The sequence below is a fragment of the Algoriphagus aquimarinus genome (assembly GCF_900112005.1).
In the GTDB taxonomy this organism is placed as follows: Bacteria; Bacteroidota; Bacteroidia; order Cytophagales; family Cyclobacteriaceae; genus Algoriphagus; species Algoriphagus aquimarinus.
In genome coordinates this window covers 69,631-86,640 of record NZ_FOKK01000020.1, presented here as the reverse complement: position 1 = coordinate 86,640, position 17,010 = coordinate 69,631, and the positions used below count along the sequence as shown (strand labels likewise).

9 protein-coding genes are annotated in these 17,010 nt (G+C 40.9%); 8 read left to right on the top strand and 1 reads right to left on the bottom strand.

Going from position 1 to position 17,010, the window contains the following annotated elements:
• Positions 1–2,966 (bottom strand): PVC-type heme-binding CxxCH protein (locus tag BM291_RS19210; RefSeq protein WP_092900698.1); only part of this gene is annotated, 2,966 nt, incomplete at its 3' end.
• 381 nt (positions 2,967–3,347) lie between these two features.
• Between BM291_RS19210 and BM291_RS19205 the strand changes: the two genes are divergently transcribed.
• From BM291_RS19205 to BM291_RS19170, 8 genes are all read left to right on the top strand, one after another.
• Positions 3,348–6,389, top strand: a complete 3,042-nt coding sequence (locus tag BM291_RS19205; RefSeq protein ID WP_394333458.1) for a SusC/RagA family TonB-linked outer membrane protein — start codon at positions 3,348–3,350, stop codon at positions 6,387–6,389.
• A gap of 47 nt (positions 6,390–6,436) precedes the next feature.
• A complete protein-coding gene (locus BM291_RS19200) occupies positions 6,437–7,945 on the top strand; it encodes a RagB/SusD family nutrient uptake outer membrane protein (RefSeq protein ID WP_092900671.1) in 1,509 nt (502 codons plus the stop codon).
• Between the two features lie 186 nt (positions 7,946–8,131).
• The gene (locus tag BM291_RS19195; protein ID WP_092900668.1) at positions 8,132–10,828 is read left to right on the top strand and encodes a c-type cytochrome; all 2,697 of its coding nucleotides are present in this window, start codon (positions 8,132–8,134) and stop codon (positions 10,826–10,828) included.
• Entirely contained in the window at positions 10,825–11,628 is an 804-nt protein-coding gene (locus BM291_RS19190; protein ID WP_394333457.1) for a 3-keto-disaccharide hydrolase, read from the top strand. Before BM291_RS19195 ends, BM291_RS19190 begins: the two co-directional genes overlap by 4 nt.
• A gap of 590 nt (positions 11,629–12,218) precedes the next feature.
• The gene (locus tag BM291_RS19185) at positions 12,219–12,896 is read left to right on the top strand and encodes a hypothetical protein (RefSeq protein WP_092900665.1); all 678 of its coding nucleotides are present in this window, start codon (positions 12,219–12,221) and stop codon (positions 12,894–12,896) included.
• Positions 12,897–13,301: 405 nt separating this feature from the next.
• Positions 13,302–14,360, top strand: a complete 1,059-nt coding sequence (locus tag BM291_RS19180) for an aldose 1-epimerase family protein (RefSeq protein ID WP_092900662.1) — start codon at positions 13,302–13,304, stop codon at positions 14,358–14,360.
• Between the two features lie 88 nt (positions 14,361–14,448).
• Entirely contained in the window at positions 14,449–15,660 is a 1,212-nt protein-coding gene (locus BM291_RS19175; RefSeq protein ID WP_092900659.1) for a cupin domain-containing protein, read from the top strand.
• Positions 15,661–15,851: 191 nt separating this feature from the next.
• Positions 15,852–16,880 carry a sugar phosphate isomerase/epimerase family protein gene (locus BM291_RS19170; RefSeq protein ID WP_092900656.1) on the top strand — a complete coding sequence of 343 codons (1,029 nt, stop codon included), beginning with the start codon at positions 15,852–15,854 and terminating at the stop codon, positions 16,878–16,880.
• Positions 16,881–17,010: the final 130 nt, after the last annotated feature.

Here is a 17,010-nt window from a genome sequence, read left to right as displayed (position 1 = left end):
GGAGTCATAGGAACTTGGCCAGGATAATCTTTTCCTTTTACCGTAATAGGACCCATTACGCCTTTCAAGACTATTTTGATCAGGCGCTCTTCATTGCCCGTCACCCAAGGAGTATCTGCAAGTGGTGGAAAGCCAGAAGCGGAAAGTCCTTGCCCATCCGGTTGGTGGCAGGTGCTACAGAAGCCTTCTCTAGCGTAGATTTCCTTTCCTAGGATAAATAGCTCTCTGTCCGAACCAGTAAGTGAAGACTTGATGTCTTCTTCTTTTTTCTCTTTCACAGAAAGTCCAGATATGTGTGCTACTGCGGCCTCATAAGCAGGCGCGATCCACTTATCCATTTCTGATCCTTCAGCTGCTGATAGCACTTCAAGGCCTGCCTCACGAGGCATCCAAGATGCCGCTACAATCGCTTCAAGTCGCACTCTACCATTTTCATCCTTGATCGCTTCAGTCATCAATTCTTTTTGATTGGAAACCTGATGACCCGTATAGCGTAGCACTCTCACTGCCGCTGCTCGGGCTCTGTAGTCTTTTGCTTTTAGCAATTGCTCCAGTAAATCTTGGTTTACTTTATTGATTCCCCAGCTTACCCAAAGCGCTTCAAGTACATTGTGCTCGTACCTTGGATCGTTCTTGTCCAATTTACTGGCCCAGTCTGCCACTGCTTTGGCTACTTCCTCTTTGTCTCTTCCACGGAGCTCACGACGAGTTCTGTAGCGCGTTCTGTACTCAGGTAGTTTTAAGTTTTCCATCAATTCAGGGATGCTCGCTCCGTCGATTTTAGCCGGAATAACCAAAGGTCTGGATGGGTAGGTGATTCTGTAAATTCTACCGTGCTGATGATCTCTCAAAGGATCACGGGCGTTGTGCTGCATGTGACCGATCAGGATATTGTGCCAATCGACTACATAAAGCGAACCGTCAGGCGCAATTTCCATATCTACCGGGCGGAAGTTTCTATCTGTGGAAGAAAGAAGGTCCTGTCTGAATTTGGTGGAAAATCCGATTTCCTCATCGACCATTTGATGTTGTTTGGTGCCTAGGAAACCGATCGTGTTGTTGATGATCATATCACCTTGAACATCTTCAGGGAAATGTCTACTGGAGATAAATTCCAAGCCTGAAGTCGGACGTACCAGCTGATCTCTCTGAATCAAGTTTGCTCCTTTATTATTCGCATTTCCGTAGCGAGGAAGAAGGGAAGCCGGCATCATGTAGTTTACATTTGGACCAGAAGTCTCCGCATAGAAGTTTTGTCCCCACTCGTCAAAAGCAATTCCCCAAGGGTTTGGTATGCTTACTTGAGCTACTCGCTCTAGCTTATGTCTGCTTGGAGTATATCTGTAAAAGCCACCGTTGGTCGCACGTACAGTTCCGTAAGAAGTCTCCACATTGGAATGCAAGAAAACTCCTTCTGCCATATAAATTGACCCCGACTCATCTGTAGTAAATGCTGAAATCGCATGGTGTGTATCATGATCGTCAAATCCACTTAGAAGGATTTCTTTACGATCAGCTTTGTCGTCATTATTGTCATCATACAGGATTATCAGGTTGTTTCCCTGAGAAACATACACGCCTTCTGCTGCCAACTCAAAGCCTACTGGGATATGTAGATCGTCTGCAAAAACTGTTTCCTTATCTGCTTTGCCGTCATTGTCCGTGTCTTCATAGATCAAAAGCTTATCTGCTGGACGTGAATCGCCTGGCTTGTAGTGTGGGTAACTTGGCATAGTTGCTACCCAAAGTCTGCCTTTGTTGTCAAAAGAAAGTTGAACAGGATTGGCAAGATTTGGCCATTCTTCTTCAGATGCAAAAAGCTCTATTTTATATCCTGGTGCTACCTTTAGCTTAGCAAGTGCTTCTTCACCGTATAGGTATTTCAGGTCGCCATTTTTCTCAGGGTTGTAATTCGTCTCTACCTCAGGAAGCACATTGGTATGCTTGTCAGCAGCTACCAAATCTTTCTTTTCACCTTTATTAGCCATCCAGATGGCAGTATCTCTGATCGCCGTTAGCTGGCGAATTTTTTCCAGTTCAAAAGGGTAATTGTCTGGACCGAAGGGATCGTATCTTCTACCGAATACGTGTACGCCATTCGGGATTTTGTAATCATTTCTCCAAAACCAGTTTTTTTCCTGAACGGCTTCATGCACTAGTTCACGGTTTGCTTCAGTTTGGATTTTTTGCTTCCCAAAAATTTCATCGGCTAGAAGTACAGCCAGTTTTTTGTAGCCGGCTTCATTTAGCTGAGAACCATCGATGGTAAGGTCTTCCTCTGTTTCCAGATACCACTGCTTACTTGGTGTGAAAGCATCTACAAAAAGTACGTGGTTATTATCCGCAATCTCACGCATTGCTACGGTGTAGAGATTTAAGTTCTCATTTTCCGTTTTGCCGTTAGGCACATCGATTTTCTCTGAAAGATCTTCGAAGGCAATTGGGGATACGACAACTAATTTAGGCGAAAGCGTATCGTGATATTTTTGACGGAGCGTATGCTTAATAAAGGCGTCCAATTCAGCCTTGTAATTTTCTACGCCATCGACGCCTTGGAAGGATTCATTGTACCCAAAGAATGAGATAATGATGTCAGTTTGAAGCCTGGTGAGCCATTCGTCAGGCTTTTCCAGATGACCTACACTTCCTGAAGGAGTTGCGTATTCAACCTGGAAATCTTGAGCACCTGGAAAAGCCCAAGGGTCGTTCGTGCCAGATCTAGGTCTAAAGCCTGGGGTGTCTCCCGGATCAGAAAGGTTTCTGATGTAGAGGTTTTTCTCAGGATTTCTGAGTTGCATTTCAGTCTCAAAGCTTCCGTAATCCATCATTCTGGATCCCAGGTTATTTCCAATCAGAGCGATTCTCGTGTTTGGTTTTAACTCGAGCGTTTCCTTTTGAGTGCATTGAAAAGTGAGGAGTCCTAGTATAAATAGGAGAAGGAGGTGGTGGGGAGATTTCTTAAGCATTTTTTGATTACTATCAATTGAAATCTAATAATAGGGATAAACCTCGGAATTATCAATTCAAGAGATTTTATAATAAGTATCGCTTGGGTTGGATGGTTGTATTTATGTTTGACATATTAAGTAATGTGTTTAATAGGCTGGTGCTATATATGTCTATTAGTTTATAAGGTTTTTATTTTATAAAACTGTCCTGTGGCATCCTGATTAATTTTATTTTTAGAATAATTATATAAGGGAGTATTATTCAGGATGGTACAGGATAGGAATAGTATTGTATAATATTTAATTGGGAGAGATTTCTAATTATTATACATTAAACCCATTTCTATGCTAAACTATTATCAAAAAAATGTGAGAGTCCGATTTATCGGATTTTTACTTATGTTGTTTATGCTATCTGTGTCGGCAAATGCCCAGACAGTTGCAGTAAAAGGAACGGTAGTCTCCGAGGGAGACAATGAACCAGTTCCGGGAGCCTTAGTTACTGTCAAAGGAACTCAAAAAGGAACCGTTACAGATATTGACGGTGGATTCTCCATCCAAGCCTCAGTAGGCGAGACGTTGGTTGTAAGCTTTATTGGATTCAAAACCAATGAAGTGGTTGTTGGTTCCAATACTACTATTCAGGTCACTTTATCTTATTCTACTTCAGATCTATCAGAAGTAGTGGTAGTGGGATATGGTAGTCAGGTCAAACGAGAAGTGACAGGATCTGTGCAATCAGTAGGTGAAGAGGAATTGAAAGACATGCCTGTTTCATCCATTGCTCAAAAACTTCAAGGTCGATTGGCGGGTGTTCAGATCAACCAAACAACGGGTAAGCCTGGTCAGGGAATGAGTGTACGTATCAGAGGTCAGTTGTCTGTTTCTGGTGGTAGTTCTCCTTTATATGTGGTGGATGGGTTTCCGATCACTGGAGACATCAATTCTATTAACCCAGATGAGATTCAGGAAATTACAATTTTGAAAGATGCTGCCTCTACTTCTCTATATGGTTCTAGAGCTGCAAATGGGGTTGTTCTTATTACTACTAAGAAAGGTAAAGTGGGACAAACCAATGTAAATTTGAATGTGTACACTGGTTTCCAGAAAGTCCCAGAAAATGGACGTTTGGAAATGATGGACGCAGAAGAATTTGCGATTTTTAAGCAAGAATATTACGCTGCAGCAGGTCAGCCTATTCCGGAAGTATTTCAAAATGCTGAACAATATAGAGGCAAGTCAAATGATTGGTATGATGCAATGCTGCAGACTGCGCCAATTACATCTTATAACCTTTCTGTTACCTCAAATAAGGAAAAAGTCAACACTGCTATTATCGCAGGGGTTTTTGATCAAGATGGAGTCGTAATCAATTCTGATTATACTAGATTCTCTTTGAGAATGAATACTGATTATCAAGTATCTGACAAGGTGAATATTGGAGTGAATGTAGCTCCAAACTATGTAGTAGATAACACACCTCGTACAGATGGGACAAGAGGAACAGGTATCCTTTTCAATGCACTTCACACTTGGCCAATCATGCCTATCTATGAAGAAAATGGTGAGCTGACTTCTTTTAACAAGCTTCCGTCAAACACTGGAAATATCTTTGCCTATCCAAACTGGGTAAGATCAGCTAAGGAGATTACCAACGAAACGAAAGAGTTGAATGTCTTAGCAAATACTTATGTAGAATGGAAGCCAATTAAAGGTCTTTCTCTTAAATCTACATTTAATGCAGAGATAGGTAATTCAAAGTATTTTTGGTTCAACCCTTCTACAGCGACTGCTAATATAAACGTGTCTATTCCAACGGTAGCAGTTTCTATTCGTGAAAATAATGAGCGATTATCTTGGTTAAATGAAAACATTGTAACCTATACAAAAAGCTTAGGAGATCACAATTTTCAGTTATTAGGTGGATTCTCTAATCAGAAATTCAGAAGTGAAAGCACAAGAATTCAGGCTGATACTTATGCTGATGACAGAATTCCTACTATTCAGGGAGCGATCAATATAAACAGAGGAGGTACCAACTCAGGTGTAGGCGAATGGTCTCTAACATCTCTATTTTCTAGATTGACTTACAATTACCTAGGTAAATATCTCTTTACAGCCTCAGTTAGAGGTGATGGTTCTTCTAGATTTGGGTCTGATAACCGTTGGGGAGTTTTCCCTTCAGCATCTGTAGGATGGGTACTTTCTGATGAAGGCTTCTTGAATACTAGTTCTACCATTTCTTTCACTAAACTAAGAGCTAGTTATGGTGTGACAGGTAACAACAACATTGGTAATTATACTTCTTATGCCTTGGTGAACAATACCATCAATGCAGTATTTGGAGAAACAGTAGTTCCAGGTGCAGGTGTTACTTCCTTAAGCAATACTAATCTAGGCTGGGAAACTACCGCACAATTTGATTTAGGATTGGACTTGGGTCTTTTGGATGATAGAATACTGTTTACCTATGACTTCTATACCAAAAACACAACGAACCTACTTTATGCAGTACAGATTCCGAGAGAGTCAGGATTTACCAATTACAATGATAATATTGGCGAAATCCACTTCTGGGGACATGAGTTCGCGGTGAATTCAGTAAATACGACTGGGTCATTTAGATGGACTACGAATGCTAATATTTCTTTTAACAGAAATAAAGTAATTGAACTAGCTGATGGAATAGATAGAGTGTATGGTTCTTATCACATTACTCAAGTGGGCCAGCCATTTGGCCAATTCTATGGCTTGGTGAAAGAAGGTAACTATGCAAATGCGGAAGATCTTGCTAACTCACCTATCATCCCAGGTAGATCTACAGTAGGTAGTATTAAACTGAAAGATGTAAATGGAGATGGAGTGATCACCTATGGGGGTGACACTGATGACAGAGCAATCATTGGTAATCCATTCCCAGACTTCACCTATGGTTTGGTCAACAATTTTACCTATAAAAACTTTGATGCAAGTGTTGCGATTTCAGGATCTGAAGGTAACGAGCTTTACATGAGACACTTGTATTCTACAGCCAATTTGGATGGTGTATTTAACATGGTTGCCAAGGCTTCTGATAGATTCAAATCTCCAGAAGATCCAGGAGAAGGTATCTTCGGTACTACTGTAGGTGGTGGTAACGTCACTGGTGTAGAGCGTGATTGGAACAATAGCAACTTTGTGTGGGATGCTTCTTATTTAACAATCAGAAACATCACTATTGGATATACTTTCACCAAACTACCTAAGACAATTAAGTCACTCAGACTTTATGCTTCTGGACAGAACATGTGGGTATTCACCGATTACTGGGGTGGATCAAATCCTGAAGTTAGTATGCAGAATAATGGTGCTGGAGACGGCGGTAACTTGAGCCAAGGTGTCGATCTGTCAGCGTACCCTGTACCACGTACGATCACTTTTGGGGCAAATATCAATTTCTGATTTTGCTAAATCTGAACATACGTATTCATATAAAACTGTATTCAAAAATGAAAAAATATATAATAGTATTATTAGCAGCCACCATGGGGCTTACCAGCTGTGATGATTTCCTCACCGTAGTCCCTGAAACGCAATTGAGCTCTGCTACTTTCTTTAAGACGGAGACTGACTTTGTGCAGGCAGTCAATGCGGCCTATGTCCCTTTGCGGAGTATAGTCAATGACAGAGCTTGGAAATTGTCAGAAATGCATTCAGACAATACCTATTACGCAAGAAATGTACTCTTTGGAGCAGTAGATCCGCAGGAAGATTTGGCGGACTTCTCCGTGCCAGAGGCTAACGGCGTAACAGCAAATGGTAACGTTCTTGAGCAATGGAGACAAGATTATTTGATTATTTCCAGAACAAATCAAATACTTGCATTGATAGATGACGCGACATTTGCTCAGGCCTCCAAAGACAATGTCAAAGGACAAGCCTTATTCCTAAGAGCGTATGCCTATTTTGAATTGGTAAGGTATTTTGGTGGTGTACCATTGCATTTGGCGCCAGTAGCTACTCGTGAAGAAGCGGCTTTGCCTCTTTCAACTGAGGCGGAGGTTTACGCTCAGATTGTACAGGATTTGCAAGCTGCAGTTCCACTTTTGCCGCTGAAATCTAAGCAGCAAGCAGGTAGAATTACTTCGGGAGCAGCGAGAACTTTACTAGCAAATGTCTTTATTAATTTAAAGCAATGGGGAGATGCGGAGTCCATTTTACGACCTGTAGTCACTAGCGGGGAGTATATGCTAATGCCGTCTTATGAAATGGCTTTCTCTGATAATAACAGCAATAAGAACAATGCTGAATCCGTATTTGAAGTGCAGTTTATAGAAGGAGCAGCAGGATTGAATGGTAATTTCATATACCAGTTTTTACCACGTCCACTTCTTGCATCTGAGCTAGTAACAATCACAGGTACTAGTAATCCACAGCCGATTGACGGAGAGGGCAATAACATCCCTACGCCAGATATTATAGCTGCCTATGAAGATGGAGATCTAAGAGAAGAAGCTTCTATCGGATATATCTTTGCCTCAAACAGTTTTAGAGACAATAAGACCTATCCATACATTAAGAAGTATGCGAAAAAGCATTCTCAGAATGGTAATACTGGTACTAACTGGCCTATTTACAGATATGCGGAAGTATTGCTATTCATGGCAGAAGCTCTAAATGAGCAAGGGAAAGATTCTGAAGCATTGGCCTTTCTAAATCAGGTGCGTGATCGAGTAGATTTGGATCCTGTAAGTGGTTCTGGAGATGCGCTTGGCGAAATGATTTTCAAAGAAAGAAGAGTTGAGCTAGCATTTGAAAATAAGCGTTGGTTTGATATTCAGAGAACAGACCGAATCCAAGAGATTATTGTTCCTTATGGTAAGCGAATAGTTGCCAATCCTTTGGATTATTACTATCCACCTCTTGAAGGAGCTGTTCCAAGACCTAATGTGTTCTCGAATCTTAATAAATTCTACGCGTTACCTGCAGATGAATCTGCTTTGACCCCATATTTCTAGACCTCTCTTATGCTTAAATACCCAATGCTATAGATTAGTACTTTCTACTAGCGTTGGGTTATTTTGTCTTCATATATTGATTAATAATGTGATGGCGAGCAATTATATTTCATGGATGGTTTTATTATAGAAGAATTAATCCCCAATTTAAAATCCTAACTATTGTTATCAATTAACATTTGACTTATGCGACTCAAATACTCAATAAGGAATTTGTTTCTCTTTTCTGCTGTGGTGCTTTTATCAGCATCATGTGCCACTGATAAAGAGGAAGAATCCCAATCAAGACCGCTTACCGGAAATCCGAAATTAGATAAACTTAAACTCCCTGATGGGTTTGTAGCAGAGCACATTTTAAGTCCTGGAGAAAAGGATGAGGGATCATGGGTCGCTATGACATTCGATGATAAAAACCGTCTGATTACCGCCGATCAATATGGTTTTTTATACAGATTAGAAATCCCGGAAATTGGTGCTGCATCAGTTGAACCAAAAGTAGAAAGACTGATCATCGGAAACGTAGCCGAACCACAGGTAGGAATGGGCTATGCCCAAGGTTTGCTTTACGCTTTCAACAGTATCTATGTGATGGTAAATCACAACGGTAACGAGACATTTGAAGAAAGTACCGGGCTCTACAGAATCCAGGATTTGGATGGAGATGATCAATATGAATCAGTAACCAAAATCAAAGGCTTTACAGGTCAACCAGGTGAGCACGGTCCTCATAGTATCAAGCTTTCTCCTGATGGGCAGTCTCTTTATATAGTAGCTGGAAATCACACAGATGTTCCGGAAATGGATGCGTATAGACTTCCAAATGTATGGCAAGAGGATAATCTTTTTCCTGAAATCAAGGATCCAAGAGGACACGCCAATAGTAGAATGGCTCCTGGAGGATGGGTAGCGAATATTGATCCGGAAGGAAAGCATTGGGAGTTAGTCTCAGCGGGTTATAGAAATCCATTTGATATAGCTTTCAACGAAGTAGGTGATCTGTTTACCTATGATTCAGATATGGAGTGGGACTTTGGAATGCCTTGGTACCGCCCAACTAGAATTTGTCATGTCACTTCAGGAAGTGAGTACGGATGGAGAACTGGTAACCAAAAATGGTCTCCTAATTTCCCTGATAACCTGCCTGCAGTTTTGAATATTGGACAGGGATCTCCTACCAACGTGATGTTCGGTACAGATGCTAAGTTTCCAGAAAAGTACAGAACCTCTCTTTTCGCGTTTGACTGGAGCTTTGGGATTATCTATTCCATGACTTTGACTCCAAAAGGAGGTACTTATGAGGCAAAAGCTGAGGAATTTATTTCTGGTTCTCCACTTCCATTGACAGATGGTACAATTGGGCCAGATGGTGCGATGTACTTTATGACTGGTGGTAGAAGACTGGAGTCTGATGTTTACCGTGTTTATTATGAAGGAGATATCAAAGAGAGCGACAAGAAGCCTTTGCAAATGGCAGATTTGCCAGTAGAAGCTAAGTTGAGAAGAGAGTTAGAGGCACTACATGTAGATGGAGCACCAGCTACTGGACTTGATTTAGCTTGGGAGAATTTGAAGAATAAAGATAGATATGTACAGTACGCAGCTAGAATAGCTGTAGAGCATCAGCCAGTTAATTCTTGGAAAGCAAAAGCCTTGGCAGAGAAAGATGCTGTGACCTTGACTCAAGCGATGATTGCTTTGTCACGTCACTCAGCTAAAGGTACCGGAACTCCAATGATTCAAGCCTTGATGGGTATTGATTACAAAAGGTTGAATGAAAAAGGCAAGCAAGACTTGTTGAGAGCCTTCGAATTGATTTTAGCTAGACAAGGAGAGCCTACAGGTTCTTTGAAGTCTGATCTAGTAGCCTATCTGGGTTCTAATTTCCCTGCAAACAATAATAATCTTGATCGTGCATTGGCAGTTCTTCTTGTGTATTTGGATGCTCCAGATGCAGTGGATAAGACTTTGGCACTACTTGATAATGCGAAAGATGATCCTGACTATCAGAAGACATTTACTTCTTCCTCTGATTTGATCATGAGAAATCCACAGTACGGTTTGGATATCGCGAATATGCTTGCGAATGTTCCTCCTGCTCAGCAGACTTATCTTGCTACGGTTCTAGGTGGAGCCGAATCAGGTTGGACACCAGAGCTTCATGAGAAATATTTCACTTGGATTCAGAATGCATTTAAATATAAAGGTGGTCGTAGCTATGTAGGTTTCATCGATAGAGCTAGAAAAATGGCTCTAACGCACGTAGCTAAAGGTGATTTTGATAAGTACAATGAGCTTTCTGGAGCTGCATTGCTTACAGGAAATGGAAATGATCTGGTCGATACAAGTATTCAGCCTGAAGGTCCAGGAAGAAGATGGACTGTAGAGGAAGCTGAGCCTTTGATGGCAGACTTGAGCGGTAGAGATTTGGCTAGAGGCAAAGCAATGTTTGCTGCTTCCCAATGTCTTTCATGCCACACCTTAGGTGGTGAAGGTGGAATCATTGGCCCAGATTTGACTCAATTAGGAACGCGATTCTCTGCAAAAGATATTTTGGAAGCTACGATCAATCCTAGCGATGAGATTTCTGAGCAATATGTAGCTAGCGTTCTTGAACTGAAAGACGGTAGTTCTGTAATGGGTAGAGTAGTAAATGAGGATGAAACAAGTTATTCAGTTTCACAAAATCCTTTCTCACCAGATGTGCTTCGCAAGGTTGCCAAAAGCAATGTATCCACTATCAAGGACTCTAAAAGTTCAATCATGATGCCGGGTATGATCAATAGATTAAATGAAGAAGAATTGAAAGATTTGATGGCTTACCTGATTTCAGGAGGAAATGCAAGTCATGCAGTGTATCAAACTAAAGCCCAAGCTGAAGAATGAAAGATCTACTAGAATCTAAATGGCTCAGAATACAAGCGCTTAGCCTAGGAGCAATGATGGTAATTGGCTTAGTGAATTGCCAGCAGCCAGTGGAGGATAAAACCTCTTCAGTTGCGGCTATGAGTGAGACAGAAGCTAGTTTCAAATCTATTTTTGATGGAAAAACACTAGATGGCTGGGAAGGAAACCCTGTGTATTGGTCCGTAAAGGATGGATCAATCACTGGAGAGATCACACCTGAGACACTTTTGAAAGCTAATACGTTTTTGATTTGGCAAGGTGGTCAGCCAGGTGATTTTGAGCTGAAAGCTGAGTTCAAAATTTCTGAAAGTGGAAATTCTGGAATCAATTATAGAAGTGAACTAGTGGAGGATGTGCCTTTTGCTTTGAAAGGCTACCAAGCTGATATTGATGGTAAGAACAACTATACAGGTCAAAACTATGAGGAGCGTAAGCGCGCAACTTTAGCTTACAGAGGTCAAGAGACTAAGATTACTCCTCAACCTGATGGAGTAGGTGTAAGGGAGTATGTAGAGAAAAATGCATGGAAAGGCCTTAATGTAGAAAAGGAAATCGGTGATCGTGCCGAGCTTGGATCATTGATCAAAGCGGGTGAATGGAACAGTATTCACATCGTAGCCAAAGGCAATGTGCTAAAACACTTTGTCAATGGTAAGTTGATGTCTGAGGTTCATGATGAAGATCCTAAAAACAGATTGGCATCAGGATATTTAGGTGTTCAGGTGCACGTAGGTCCTCCGATGAAAGTTCAGTATAAGGATATAATGATACAGCAGTAGTTAGAAATCTGGTTCAAGTCTTCAGACCTGTCCGACGCCAGGCGGGCTTGGATCCATTATCCAAATGGCCCTTGTTGAAAAACATGGGCCATTTTTTTTACTTGAACCAATTGCTAGTAAACTTGATGCCCTTTGTTACTTTGAGGTAGAAAATTTTTGAAATACAAAAGTCAGAGAGAGAACAAAGGAAATGGTGTTCCTGTTGAGGTGTAATGTTACCATTTGAGACCTATGAAAATTTATGATTCTACGTGGTTAATGATTTGTACAACATAGCCACATAGAAAACATAGCTCCTTAAAAGGCAGTCTGAAGACTGCAATATCCCAGGTCCAAGTCATGAGACTTGAACCAAGTGCTAGGGAAGCCTGAACCTTTAAAGTTTTTACTCACAAACATTAACATACCTGAATCTGACTCTTGTAATGAGTTAGTTAGCATGTGTATTAATCATTTTTGACTGGCAATCTACTTCCTCAGCCGAACGCTCGACGTAGAAGCTGCGTTAAGAAAACTATAGAAAGATTTGCTAGCGTTACCTTTTTCTAGTGAATCAGAAATCAATTTTATTTAATACCACAACCACTCTTATGAATTACCATATTATCATTAACAGTGTAAAAACAGTAGATGAATTACCGGGAAGTTGGAGCAACCAAGACTTAGTAGAGTTGCTCGATCGATTTGGTTTTCCAGATGCTTCCAATTCCAATCCTGCGGAGCTAAAGGAATTGCTTAATATGGCGATTTCTGATTTTGAACCAGCTGAAGCTGCAGCGATACTGCTTGATTATAGACTTTCTGAAGCTCTCAATGAAGGGCAGATTGATCAAATGTCGCATGATATGCTTTTGGATAAAATCTCTGAGGAATATCCTGAAATTGGCCTGCATCACCAACTTTTCAATATCAACCAACTATTACACAAGGCTTACAACGGTAAATTTCCAAGTGCGAAAGCAACTATCGCTGAATTCGAAATTAGTAGTGAGGATGCTAATGCTGAAGAAATTACCAAAGAGGTTGTTTTGAAGGCCTTGCAACATACGTTGAATGATAGCAATTTGATCAAACGCCTTTTCGCAGATCACTTGGAAGGTAAGGTCACTTTCGAAGAAGCAGATTCGATCATTTGGGTTTTGAGAAAAATAGAAGGGGGTCAATATCAGCTAATAACTTCGGAATACTGGATGGCTCGAGATGAGTTTTTGGAAGCCGAGTTTGATGCGGAAGTTATACTTTTTGAAGAAGACGAGAATGAGGGTTAAGATCCCCAAATTATATGTCTGTTCATGTCCAAGTCATGAGAATTGAACCAAATTATCCTAAAACCTGAATTTTGGAGGGTAAGTCTTTAGACTTGGACTCACAATAATGCAGTCTTCAGACTGCTGTAATTCAATATGATTCTATCCTAAAAAGGGGGCTGTATTGAGTCATTGTTCATTTTTGTTGTTTGACAATCTGAAGACTGCAAATTCATTAGGTTCAAGTCTTCAGACTTGAACCAGTTGGGCACTTGTTTAAAAACTTGTGCCATTTTTTTATTAATGGCGTTTTACTCTCTCATAAGTTGCATAACTTATTCCCGAGCTTTTTGATCCAACCCATATAGGGCAGGACAGTGTCAGGAGCCCTTTTTAATAGATTACACATTAGTCTCAAACCTTAGAATGAACCTCTCAGATCCATCCAATTGGAAAGATAAATTATCCAATTCCCGCCAGCTTGGGGGAATAGAAACTTCCATCCTTGACAATGGGGCAGGGCGTGGAACCCGCATAGCCTGGATAAATACCGGAACCGGCCTACGATTTAAAGTCGTTTTGGACCGGGGAATGGATATTTTGGACGCATTTCATAATGAGCATAGCTTATCTTGGATCAGTAATGTAGGTCATGTATCTTCTCAGCCTTTTTCTAACCAAGGAATAGATTGGCTGAGGACATTCGGCGGAGGGTTATTGACCACCTGTGGGATTTCTTCCATGGGACCACCTAATGCGGATGAAACTGGAAGTCGTGGATTGCACGGGAATTATAGCAATACGCCTGCGGAGCTCATTTCCATCAAGCAACCAGATATTTATTCAGGAGATCTGAGTTATGAAATCGTAGGAATCATTCGTGAGACGACGACTTTCGGGCCAAGTCTAGAACTGAAAAGAACCATCTCAGGAATCTTAGGATCTGCTGAAATAAACATCAAAGATGAGGTCTTTAATCGCGGTAATTCACCAGCACCTCATATGGTATTATATCATATCAATTGCGGATGGCCGCTGATCGATGATGGAACTAGGATAGTTTGGAAAGGAGAAATTCAGAAAAGAGAATCAGATGATTCTATGTCGGATTTCAACAAGAAAAACAGATTTACCAAATGTGCTGCTCCATTAGATGAGCATTCGGCTTTTGGAGAGGATGTGGCTTTCATAGATCCTTCAACTGATGAAAATGATCAGGTCACTTGTGGGTATATGAATGATAACTTGGAGCTTGGCTTAAGTATTTCATTTTCCAAGAAGCAGATGCCATGGCTAATCAACTGGCAGCACTGGGGCAAAAATGAATACGTGACAGCGCTTGAGCCTGCTACTAACCCTCCAGTCGGACAAGCTGCCGCTCGTGAAAATGGAACGTTGATTTTGTTGAAACCTGGAGAAAGTAGGACTTACGAAATCAAGCTGGAAGTCCTCAAAGGCCAGACAGTTAGTGAATTTAAAATGTAAAATTTAAAATGTCGAACATCAAATAATGAATGTCGAAGTTTTAACATAATCTCAAATAAGAAATCTCAAATCTCAAATTAATAAACCCATGAGTTTAGCAAAAAAAGCTCTCGAACAAGGAGAAGGAATACTTAGATTAACACCAACCTGGGTGCCTCGGTCGTTTTGTGTACCAGGCAGAAGAATCAAGCTTCATCCAGATGATTATTATTGCTTAGGCGGTGAGCGCGGAGGAATTGATGAGCGTTGGTTCTCATCTACGACTCCAGCAGAAAATGGTCCGCTGACTAGCAAGAATGAAGGTTTAAGTCACATCGCATTAGAAGATGGTGATAAGACAGAGCTTTTCCTTTTAAAAGATGCGATTGATGAAATAGGTGCTGAGATCATCGGTAGCCGTCTTTGGGACAAGTACAAGTCCTGGCCTATGTACTCCAAGTTTTTTGACAACATGGGGCCACTTCCACATCACATTCACCCAAGTGATGAGTTTGGTAAACTAACTGGTCAAAATGGTAAGCCAGAAGCTTATTATTTCCCTCCTCAAGTCAATAATCATGGTGGCGATTTTCCATATACCTTTTTTGGAATCGCTCCAGGAACTTCCAAAGAGACTATACTTGAGTGTCTAAAGAATTTCAATAAAGGGGATAATAAGATCACCAACTATTCTCAGGCATTTAGATTGCAGCCTGGCACTGGCTGGAATGTTCCTCCAGGAATGCTTCATGCACCAGGTTCTTTGTGTACCTATGAGCCACAAAAAGCATCTGATATTTTTGCGATGTATCAGTCTTTGGTGAATGAGGCGATTATTCCAGATGAGTTACTTTGGAATGCTACGCCAAAAGATAGAGTTGGTGATTTTGATCTGCTAGTGGAAATGATCGATTGGGATTTGAATGTGAATCCAAACATCATGGATAACCATTACATGGAGCCAATTCCAGTGGAAGATAGAGCTGAGATGAATGCAAAAGGATATGATGACAAGTGGATCTGCTACCGTTCTCATGATTATAGTGCAAAAGAGTTGACTATTTTCCCAGGCCAGACGGTGACGATCACAGATGCTGCGGCATATGGTATGATCATGATGCAGGGATATGGTAAAATGAACAACTGGGACATTGAAACTCCAGCGCTTATTCGTTTTGGTCAGTTGACACATGACGAGTATTTTGTTAGCGAAAAAGCTGCTCAAGCTGGTGTGAAAATCACTAATCATTCCAAAACTGATCCTATCGTAATGTTGAAGCACTTCGGACCTGATAATCCAGATTTGAAAGTTTGGGAGTAAAGTTGGATTTCCGATGTCTAGTCAAGAGTTAGTCATTAAATTAGAAATCAATGATTCACTAAGTAGACAGCTATTACAGTCTTAGAATAAATATATAATGAACATCGTATGCTGGAAAAAGATTGGGAACTACTTCTGTCTTCGGTCTCCCAGCTTCGAACTTTCCTTAATAACTAAAAACCCACATAACAATGAGTCAAAATAATTTTCCAAAACTACATAATGCTACCTGGCCTGGGATCGTAGGCAAAGGAGCAGACTCTGAACCTGTAATTCCTTTTGATACGCTTCTGGCGATGACAGCTGCAGCTGAAGTGGATGGAGTGAAATTTGATGGATTGGATTTAGGACTACTTGATCCTCACTTTAAGTTAGATGATTCTGATGAGACTAAAGTTTTAGCAGAAAAACTTCAAAAAAACAATCTAGTTGCAGGATCACTGGTAGCCCCGATTTGGGCTGGATCAGCGATGGGGACCGCTGATCAGCGCGCTACTTTTGTTGATATGGTTCGCAAGGCCTGTGAATTTGGAAAAAAACTCAGAGACCAAGGGGTTCGTCCGTATGGCGTAATCAGAATTGACTCTGCTGCTGGTGTGGAAGACTGGGCGAAAGATCCTGCGGGTAATACCAAAATCATTGCAGAAACATTCCGTGAGGCATGTGATGTGGCAGCTGGTTATGGAGAAAAGCTTGCTACAGAAGGCGAAATTTGCTGGGGTGCGATGCATAGTTGGAAGCATATGGTAGAGCTACTTGAAATGGTAGATAGACCAAATATTGGTTTTCAGGCGGACATGTCGCATACCTTCCTATATACGATGGGATACAATGCTCCTGAGCATAGAATCCTACCAAAGGATGCTGATCTCAACGATCGTGAAGCTGTCAAAGCTGCGTTGAAAATCGTAACTGACGCGCTGAGACCTTGGACTATTGATTTCCACGTTGCACAAAATGACGGTTCAGTATTCGGTCAAGGTTCTCACGATAAGACAGGAAGACATTGCCAAGCAACTGATCCAAATGGAGTTTTGGATATTGCTCATGATGCTGGCTACTGGCTACGTGATGAAAAGGGTGAGTTGACCAAAGCTTTCAAGCATATCTGCTGGGATGGATGTATGTTCCCAAATGACGTCATGAACAATCAGCAAACTTGGAATGATATCCTTGCTGCCTTGGTGAAAGTGAGAAATGCTCATGGATGGAAGGCTTAAAAAATTTCTTTATTTAACATTCAGCATTCATCATTCGAAATTATATCTTAAGTCATTTATTAAGATATAATGATGAATATCGAATGTAGAATCATGAATTCCGAAGTGAATTAGAACAATAAATAACTCA

Excerpts from the sequence above, each read along its gene's own strand:
- BM291_RS19190 (WP_394333457.1), top strand. The coding sequence starts at position 10,825 with ATGAAAGATCTACTAGAATCTAAATGGCTCAGAATACAAGCGCTTAGC.
- BM291_RS19195 (WP_092900668.1), top strand. The coding sequence starts at position 8,132 with ATGCGACTCAAATACTCAATAAGGAATTTGTTTCTCTTTTCTGCTGTG.
- BM291_RS19200 (WP_092900671.1), top strand. The coding sequence starts at position 6,437 with ATGAAAAAATATATAATAGTATTATTAGCAGCCACCATGGGGCTTACC.
- BM291_RS19205 (WP_394333458.1), top strand. The coding sequence starts at position 3,348 with ATGTTGTTTATGCTATCTGTGTCGGCAAATGCCCAGACAGTTGCAGTA.
- BM291_RS19170 (WP_092900656.1), top strand. The coding sequence starts at position 15,852 with ATGAGTCAAAATAATTTTCCAAAACTACATAATGCTACCTGGCCTGGG.
- BM291_RS19185 (WP_092900665.1), top strand. The coding sequence starts at position 12,219 with ATGAATTACCATATTATCATTAACAGTGTAAAAACAGTAGATGAATTA.
- BM291_RS19180 (WP_092900662.1), top strand. The coding sequence starts at position 13,302 with ATGAACCTCTCAGATCCATCCAATTGGAAAGATAAATTATCCAATTCC.
- BM291_RS19175 (WP_092900659.1), top strand. The coding sequence starts at position 14,449 with ATGAGTTTAGCAAAAAAAGCTCTCGAACAAGGAGAAGGAATACTTAGA.